This is a genomic window from Plasticicumulans sp. (genome assembly GCF_035331805.1).
Taxonomy (GTDB): domain Bacteria; phylum Pseudomonadota; class Gammaproteobacteria; order Competibacterales; family Competibacteraceae; genus Plasticicumulans.
Window position 1 is genome coordinate 1 of record NZ_DAOLKE010000238.1, and the last position, 5,580, is coordinate 5,580.

Annotated in this window: 5 protein-coding genes and 1 pseudogene; 5 read left to right on the top strand and 1 reads right to left on the bottom strand. The window is 69.7% G+C overall.

The genetic code is table 11. The annotated features are described in order from the left end of the window. The coding region (locus tag PKE44_RS14215; protein ID WP_324552313.1) for a DUF4351 domain-containing protein at nucleotides 1-296 on the top strand (296 nt) is incomplete at its 5' end. Between the two features lie 150 nt (nucleotides 297-446). Continuing rightward, nucleotides 447-875 (top strand): hypothetical protein, encoded by a 429-nt coding sequence (locus PKE44_RS14220; RefSeq protein WP_324552315.1) that lies wholly within the window; start codon nucleotides 447-449, stop codon nucleotides 873-875. Between the two features lie 159 nt (nucleotides 876-1,034). On the opposite strand, the gene PKE44_RS14225 is transcribed toward PKE44_RS14220, so the two are convergent. Beyond that, a complete protein-coding gene (locus PKE44_RS14225; RefSeq protein WP_311098078.1) occupies nucleotides 1,035-3,833 on the bottom strand; it encodes an SUMF1/EgtB/PvdO family nonheme iron enzyme in 2,799 nt (932 codons plus the stop codon). Between the two features lie 226 nt (nucleotides 3,834-4,059). Here PKE44_RS14225 and PKE44_RS14230 point away from each other — a divergent pair, with 226 nt between their 5' ends. The 3 genes and pseudogenes from PKE44_RS14230 to PKE44_RS14240 all read left to right on the top strand — a co-directional run. Further along, a complete protein-coding gene (locus PKE44_RS14230) occupies nucleotides 4,060-4,707 on the top strand; it encodes a DedA family protein (RefSeq protein ID WP_311098079.1) in 648 nt (215 codons plus the stop codon). Continuing rightward, nucleotides 4,704-5,357, top strand: coding sequence for a phosphoribosylglycinamide formyltransferase (purN, locus tag PKE44_RS14235; protein WP_311098081.1), 654 nt, complete (start codon nucleotides 4,704-4,706; stop codon nucleotides 5,355-5,357). The genes PKE44_RS14230 and purN overlap by 4 nt, the downstream gene beginning before the upstream one ends. Nucleotides 5,358-5,368: 11 nt before the next feature. After that, a pseudogene (locus PKE44_RS14240) lies at nucleotides 5,369-5,580 on the top strand (hypothetical protein); the annotation flags it as partial.

Genomic DNA, 5,580 nt, shown 5'->3' on the forward strand with positions numbered 1-5,580 from the left:
GGATTCGCCAAGGCATCGAGCAAGGCATCGAGCAAGGCATCGAACGAGGCATCGAACGAGGCATCGAGCAAGGCATCGAGCAAGGCATCGAGCAAGGCATCGAGCAAGGCATCGAGCAAGGCATCGGGCAGGGTCAGGCACGGCTGCTCAGGCAGTTGCTGAATTGCCGTTTCGGTGCTTTGCCGCCCTGGGTCGAGACCCGCCTGGCCGACGCCGAACCGGCGCGGCTGGAGACCTGGGCGCGGCGCGTGCTCGACGCAGCGAGCCTGGAGGCGGTGTTCGACGAGCGTGGCTGAGCGCCTTCGGCCGCGCTTGCCGGCGACGCCGCCGAGGCTGTCGCAGGAGCCCGCCGCGCGCCCTCTTCGCTCACGTCTTTCACCATGTCATAGGCGTTCAGGCACCACCTCTCGCTGCTTGTATTCTGGGGGAAGAAAGGGCCACGCACGTTGCTGCGCTCCCTGGCGCAGGCGGCGAGCGTCGATCGCTTGACTGGCGACGAGTTGCGCCAGGCCGTGACGCAAACTTTCATTGATGGAGGACAACTGATGCTGACGATAGCCGAGGAATGGGAACAGCAGGCGAGAGAGAAGTGGATTCGCCAAGGCATCGAGCAAGGCATCGAGCAAGGCATCGAACGAGGCATCGAGCAAGGCATCGAACGAGGCATCGAACGAGGCATCGAGCAAGGCATCGAGCAAGGCATCGGGCAGGGTCAGGCACGGCTGCTCAGGCAGTTGCTGAATTGCCGTTTCGGTGCTTTGCCGCCCTGGGTCGAGACCCGCCTGGCCGACGCCGAACCGGCGCGGCTGGAGACCTGGGCGCGGCGCGTGCTCGACGCAGCGAGCCTGGAGGCGGTGTTCGACGAGCGTGGCTGAGCGCTTTCCGCAGCGCTGTGGGCGGCGGTGCCGGGCTTGTTGGCGACGCCGCGCCGGCGGCAAAATGGGCAAGGCCCGAAAAAATTTCGCGCGGGGCGCTGCGCGCCCCGGAACGCCGCTGCGCGGCGACAGAGAGACAGAGCAGCAGAGAAACAGAGATCAGCGTTCCGGTGGGCAGCGGTTCAAAAGGATGGGGGACACACACACCACCCGAACGCCAAGGTCGAGGTTGCGGCTTCCGGGATGGTAGGGGGAGCGGAAAGCACAGCGCGCGAGGTCGCGGGCGTAGTGCCAGGAGCCGCCGCGCACCACGCGCCGGGCGTCGCCGTCTTCGCTCACATCCTTTGGCGTGTCGTAGGCGTTGAGACACCACTCCCAGACATTGCCGGCCAGATCGAAGACGCCGTGCACCGACTCGCCCGCCGGGTACACGCCGACCGCGGTCATGCGGCCAAGCTGGCTTTCGACGGTGTTGGCGCAGCCCGCGCGCCATTCGCCCCAGGGATGCTTGCGCTGCGCGTCGCCGGCGGTCGCCGCCTGCTGCCACTCCCATTCGGTCGGCAGGCGGACCTCGTGGCCGACGGCGCGGGTGAGCCAGCGGCAATAGGCGATCGCCTCGAACCAGGTGATCGAGACAGCCGGCTGGTTGGCGCGCCCACGCTGCCAGTCAGGCTCCCAGCCGCGCACCCGGCGCACCAGCGCATCGTAGCCGTCGTCGGCGTCGACGAAAGCCTGCCACTGGGCGACGGTGATCGGGTAGCGCGCCATGTAGAAAGGCTGGACCTTGAAGCGCGGCGGTCGCGCCGGCGGCGCATCGTCGACTTCGAGCACCACCTCGCCGCCGGGGATCGCCTGCCAGACGAGGTCGGGAACGCCGTCGGCGGTCAGGCCGACGCCGGGGCGCGGGTCGCCGTCGGGCTGCAGCGTCAGGCGGTCGCCGATCCTTGCCCGTTCGGCGTGCGTCGTCGCCGGGTCGGCGAGACGGGCGAGCAGCTCGTCGGCGGCGAGCGGGCCGAGGAAGCGGCGCTCGTTCTCGCTCAGCGCGAAGCGCGTCCCCAGCCGGCGCAGCATCGGCGCCGTTTCGTGCATGACCCGCTCGTCCGACCAGCGATGTGAATCGCCGTGCGTCTGCCAGGCCTGTGCGGCACGCTCGATCTCGCGTCGCTGGTGCAGGTCGGCGCGGTTTTCAGCCAGCCAGTCGACCAGGCGCGGCCAGCGCCGGATCAGCGCTTCGTGCGCGACTTCGACCGTCTCCTCGCCGCGCGCCGGGTCGTTGCCGACGACGAGCAGGCGCTTACTGGCCAGTTGCTCGATGAGCGGCTGTGCGGCGGCGGCGAAATCGCCGCGCCGCGCCCGCCGGCGCGTGTCTTCGCTGTTGTCGCCCAGTTGCACGAGCTGCAGGAAGACGTCGCGCACGAGGTCATGGCGCTGCTGCGCGCCGCCGGGTGCGAGTTCGTCGAGCACGCCGTCGGCGTAGCGGACGATGGCGCCGGCTACGCCGCCGAGCGCGTCGTAGGCGCGATGGCACATGCGGCCGGCGGCGTCGCGCTGCGCGAAAAGCTGCGTCAGGCAGAATTCGAGCAGCGGCAGGTTGCCCGGCTCGTCGCCGACGTCGTCCAGCATGCGGCGGACGAGGCCGTCTTCGAAAGCGAAGCCGGCGACCTCGGCCGGGCCGGCGATCGCCCGCTCGCGCTCGCTGCGCGTCATCCCGCCGAGGAAGACGGTCGCCGCCTGCAGGCGGTCGCGCAGCGGGCGGTGGTCGACGGCGTGGTGCGTGAAGTCGGCGCGCAGCGTGAGGACGACGGTCAGCGGCGCCTGCTGCGTGCCGGCGATCAGTGCGTCGGCGAAGCGCGCGGCGGTTGCCGCCGTCGCTGCTGTCGGCGCGCTGATCTCGTCGCCGGCGGCGTCCTTCTTCTCGTAGGTGTACAGCTCCTCCCATTGATCGACGAGCAGCAGCAGACGGCGGCTGCCCGGCTGGCCGGCGAGGATGTCGGGCAGCAGGTGACGCAGCGCGAGCTTGCCGCCGTCGGCGCCCTTTGCCAGTTCGTCGGCCAGTTGGCCGATGACGAGCTGGCGCAGCGCGCCGGCGCTACCGGCGGCGTCCGCCCGACCCGTGGCGGCCAGATCGTGCAGGCAGCCGGCGAGGCTGCGCCAGGGTTCCTCGCCCGGCCGCAGCACGCCGACCGCCCAGCCGCCGCGCCGGCGTAGCGCCGGAATCAGCCCGGCCTGGACGACCGACGACTTGCCGCTGCCGGAAGCGCCGACGACAGCGACGAAAGGGCTGCCGTCGACGGCCTGCAGCAGCTCGCGCGTGAAGCCCTCGCGGCCGAAGAAGAACGGCGCGTCGGCGTCAGTGAAGGCGCGCAGGTCGCGGTAGGGGCAGTCGATGAGCGCGGGCGGCGGGCCGGCCGGCGTAGGGGCGGTGGCGCCCGGCGCGCCGCTGCTTGTTGCGCCGTCCGCTGCGCTGCGGCGCGGATGGCGCTGCTCGTGCGCGACGAGTGCCTGCGTCAGCAGTCCGGCGAGGTCGTTGGCGGTGGTGAACGAGCGGCTGCTGACACGCTCGCTGCGCAGCCGCTGCTTGAAGGCGGCGAGCAACTCGCCGTCCTTGCCCTTGTCGACGCGGCTGGCCGGCCACGGATGCTCTTCGTCCATGAAGAAAAGCAGGCGCGGTTTGCCGCCGTCCCTGGCGCGCTCGTGCTCGATCTCGCAGATTGAAACGGCGCTGCCCGCTGGCTTCCAGCCGTAGCGGAAGGCGTAGAGGCCGACGAAAATATCGGCCGCGTCGACTTCGCGCAGGCAGACGGCTTCGGCGTCGGCGTCCTCGGCCGGCCAGTATTCCATGCCGACCGGGAAATAGCCGAGGCCGAGGCAGGCCGCGACGACCTGCCCGCGATGCTCGGGCAGGTCGATCGAGGTGCTCGAAATGAAGACGCTGGGTCGGGCCGGCGGTTGGGACATCGTTTTCCCCTGGACGATGGGCGCAGGCGCGATTATCTCTCGCCGGGCGTGTCGGCGGGAGGGAGATTGTCTGCCGGCCGGGCGCCCGGCAGCGGCGCTCGCTGGTCGGCGGCCGCCGCCGGGCAGAGCGGGCCGGCTTCCGGTAGAATCGCGCCTGCGCGCCGGCGCTTGCCGCCGTTCCGGCTTCCGTCTCTCCCTCCCTCCTTCCTTCGCTTCCCGGCCGTTCATGGATTACCTGCTCAGCTTCATCGATATCGTCCTGCATCTCGACAAGCACTTGGCGCTGCTTGTCCAGCAGTACGGACAATGGATTTACGTGATTCTCTTCGCCATCATCTTCAGCGAGACGGGTTTTGTCGTGACGCCTTTTCTGCCCGGCGACTCGCTGATTTTCGTCGCCGGCGCGCTGGCGGCGCTCGGTGGAATGGACATCGGCATCCTGCTCGCGGTGCTCAGCGCGGCGGCGATCCTCGGCAACATGGTCAATTACCAGATCGGTCGCTTTCTCGGACCGAAGGTCTTCCATTGGGAGCAGTCGCGCTTCTTCAACAAGGCGGCGCTCGACAAGACGCACGCTTTCTACGAGAAGCACGGCGGCAAGACGCTGGTCATTTCGCGTTTCCTGCCGCTCTTCAGGACTTTCGCGCCCTTCGTCGCCGGGATCGGCGCGATGGGCTACGCGCGCTTCACTGTCTTCAACCTGATCGGCGCGCTGGCCTGGGTCGGCTCGCTGACGCTGGCCGGTTACTGGTTCGGCAATCTGCCGTGGATCCAGCAGAATCTGACGCTGGTCATCGTGGCGATCATCGTCATTTCGCTGCTGCCGGTCCTCTACGGCTGGTGGCAGCATCGGCAGGCGGGAGGGCAAGCATGATTTCGCTCGTCATCCTGATCTCCGGGCGGGGCAGCAACATGGCTGCGCTGCTGGATGCCGCCGGGCGCGGCGACCTGCCGGTACGCATCGCCGGCGTCGTGGCGAATCGGCCGGATGCGGCCGGTTTGGCGACGGCCGCCGCCGCCGGCGTGCCGACCTGCGTCGTCGATCATCGCGCTTTCGCCGGGCGCGCAGAGTTCGACGCCGCGCTGGCCGAGGCGATCGACGCTTGCGCGCCGGATCTGGTCGTTCTCGCCGGCTTCATGCGCATCCTCGGCGAGGCTTTCGTGCAACGCTACGCCGGTCGTCTGCTCAACATTCATCCGTCGCTGCTGCCGGCCTTCCCCGGTCTGCACACGCACCGGCGGGCGCTCGCCGAGGGGGTGCGGATTCACGGCTGCAGCGTGCATTTCGTCACCGCCGACCTCGACCATGGGCCGATCGTCGTCCAGGCAGCCGTTCCGGTTCTCGACAGCGACGATGAGGAGACGCTGGCCGCGCGCGTTCTCGCGCAGGAGCACCGGATCTACCCGCTCGCCGTGCGCTGGTTCGCCGAAGGCCGCCTGCAGTTGCGCCAGGGGCGCGTCGTCTGTGCCGTCGAACAGGCCGCGCACCCCTGGCTGATCGTTCCGGCGAGCGCGGCCGGCTGACCGGCGGGCCGATGCAGCGTGGTTTGCTCGTTGCTCTGCTCGTCTCGCTCGTGCTGCATGCGCTGGCGCTCTTCGCGACGCAGATGAGCTTGCCGCGCGCGGGCGATCCACCTCCGTTGCTCGCCGAGTTGCGTCCGTCGCCGCAGACGGGCGGTGCAGCGCCGGCGCAGCTCGCCGACCCGCCGCCGAAGTTCTGCCCCGAGTGCGGGCAGGAGACCCGCGT